We start from the raw sequence: 2,509 nt of genomic DNA on the forward strand, positions 1-2,509 counted from the left end.
GCACAAGTCGATCCGCGGCTCCGACCCGGATGCGGCATTGTACTGGCTGGCGCGGATGCTGGAGGGCGGCGAGGATCCGCGGTTTCTGGCCCGGCGGCTGACGATGATGTCGACCGAAGATATCGGCATGGCCGATCCGCAGGCCAATACTGTCTGCCTCAATGCCTGGCAGACGTATGAGCGCCTTGGCAGCCCGGAGGGCGAGCTGGCGCTGGCCAATGCTGCCGTCTATCTGGCGCTGGCGCCGAAATCCAACGCGGTTTACGTGGGCATCAAAGCCGCCCGGCGGCTGGCCAAGACCACCGGCAGCGCTCCGCCGCCCAAGCATATCCTGAACGCACCGACCAAGCTGATGTCCGAGCAGGGCTATGGCGATGGCTATGCCTATGACCATGACGCCGAGGACGGTTTTTCCGGGCAGAACTACTTCCCCGACGGCGTGAAGCGCCCGGTGCTGTATCAGCCGGTGGAGCGGGGTTTCGAGCGCGAGCTGAAGCGGCGCACGGATTATTTTGCGAACCTCAGGCTGAAGCGGAACACGTAAAGCGGCTTTCCATGGGAAAACCGCTGCCCCGGCGGGAGTATTTGGGAAAAGATGAAGCCGGTGTGAACGCGCAGGATCGGCCCGGCCGGAGCCTTGCAAGCGGTGCAATACGGGGAAAACTTGACATCCCGGCGCGCCCGCGCGACAGGACGGGGATGATGTCTTCGGTTTCCATGGTGGCCCTTGGCGGCGCAATCGGGGCGGTGTGCCGCTATCTGGCCGGGCTGGGGATTATCCGCCTGTTCGGCCATCACGATTTCCCGGTGGCGGTGATGACGGTCAATGTGATCGGCTCTTTCCTGATGGGGGTGTTTGTGGTTGCCGCAGCGATGCGCGGTCTGACCCACCTCAGCCCCTTGGTGATGACCGGGCTTCTGGGCGGGTTCACCACCTTCTCGGCGTTCTCTTTGGAGACCGCCAACCTGATCGAGCGCGGCGCCTTCGGGCAGGCGGCGCTGTACGTATGTTTGTCCGTGGGCCTGTCGGTTGGCGGATTGTTTCTGGGCCTGATGGCCGCAAGAGGAGTGTTCGCATGAGCGGCGTTCAGATGATTACCGTCAGCGAAGACGATGGCGGCCAGCGCATTGACCGCTGGCTGCGGCGGCTGTTTCCGCATGTGAACCAGGGCCGCATTGAGAAGATGTGCCGCAAGGGCGAGCTGCGGCTGGACGGTGGCCGGGTGAAGGCCAATACCCGGGTCGAGACCGGGCAGGTGGTGCGGGTGCCGCCGCTGGCGGACAGCGATCTGAAACCTGCCGCGCCGCGGGAGATGAGGGTTTCCGACGCCGATGCCAAGATGATCCAGTCTTGCGTGATTTACCGCGACGACGACGTGATTGTGCTGAACAAGCCCGCAGGCCTGGCGGTGCAGGGCGGCTCCGGCACCACCAAACATGTGGACGGTCTGGCGGAGGCGCTGAAGTTCGGGCTGGAGGACAAGCCCAAGCTGGTGCACCGGATCGACAAGGACACATCCGGCATTCTGGTGCTGGCGCGCAACCGCAAGGCCGCGCAGGGGCTGACCGCTGCCTTCCGCCACAAGAATACCCGCAAGATCTATTGGGCCTTGGTGGCCGGTGTGCCGACGCCCTACCTGGGCGAAATCAAGAACGGGCTGGTGAAGGCGCCGGGGCATGGTAAGAGCGGCGAAGGCGAGAAGATGATCAACGTCCATCCGCAGGACATTGACGATACATACGGCGCCAAGCGGGCGCATACGCTTTATGCGACGCTTTACCGGGTGGCCAGCCGTGCGGCCTGGGTGGCGATGGAGCCGGTCACCGGCCGCACCCATCAGCTGCGGGCGCATATGTCCGGCATGGGCCATCCCATTGCAGGCGATGGCAAATACGGCGGTTCGGGCCAGGAGAACCTGGGCGACGGCTGGGGTGCGCAGCTTGGCGGGGTGATCTCCAAAAAACTGCATCTGCATGCGCGCCGGATGGTGTTTGAACATCCGGTGACCCACAAGAATGTCTCGGTGGTGGCGCCTTTGCCTGATCACATGAAAGACAGCTGGGACACCTTCGGCTGGAGCGAGGACCTGGCGGCGGATGACCCGTTTGAGGATCTGAAGTGAGTTCACCGCTGCGGCTGATCCTGTTTGATGTGGATGGCACGCTGGCGGACAGCCAGGGCGCCATCACAGGTGCGATGGCGGAGGCGTTTGAAGGCGCGGGCCTGCCCGTGCCGCCGCGGGACGCGATCCTGTCCATCGTCGGGTTGTCGCTGCCCCTGGCGATGCGGGAGCTGGCGCCGGGTCAGGATGCTGCCACTGTCGAGGCACTGGTTGAGGGCTACAAGTCCTCTTACATGCTGGCGCGTGAGGCGGCGGGGGCCGGGCATTCGCCGCTGTATCCTGGTGCACGCGAAGCGCTGGCGGAACTGAATGCAATTCCGGAATACCTGCTGGGGGTCGCCACCGGCAAGTCCCAGCGCGGGGTGGAGGCGTTGATTGCGGCGCAT

3 protein-coding genes and 1 pseudogene are annotated in these 2,509 nt (G+C 64.4%); all 4 read left to right on the forward strand.

All coding sequences use genetic code 11. From position 1 onward, the window contains the following. A pseudogene (locus A2I95_RS31310) lies at positions 1–544 on the forward strand (replication-associated recombination protein A); the annotation flags it as partial. Positions 545–699: 155 nt separating this feature from the next. After that, the gene (gene crcB / locus A2I95_RS31315) at positions 700–1,080 is read left to right on the forward strand and encodes a fluoride efflux transporter CrcB (protein WP_027257370.1); all 381 of its coding nucleotides are present in this window, start codon (positions 700–702) and stop codon (positions 1,078–1,080) included. Continuing rightward, positions 1,077–2,123, forward strand: a complete 1,047-nt coding sequence (locus A2I95_RS31320; RefSeq protein WP_291736099.1) for an RluA family pseudouridine synthase — start codon at positions 1,077–1,079, stop codon at positions 2,121–2,123. Before crcB ends, A2I95_RS31320 begins: the two co-directional genes overlap by 4 nt. Further along, a partial coding sequence (locus tag A2I95_RS31325) for an HAD hydrolase-like protein (protein WP_291736101.1) occupies positions 2,120–2,509 on the forward strand: 390 nt, incomplete at its 3' end. The genes A2I95_RS31320 and A2I95_RS31325, both read left to right, overlap by 4 nt.

Source organism: Leisingera sp. F5, assembly GCF_001593695.1.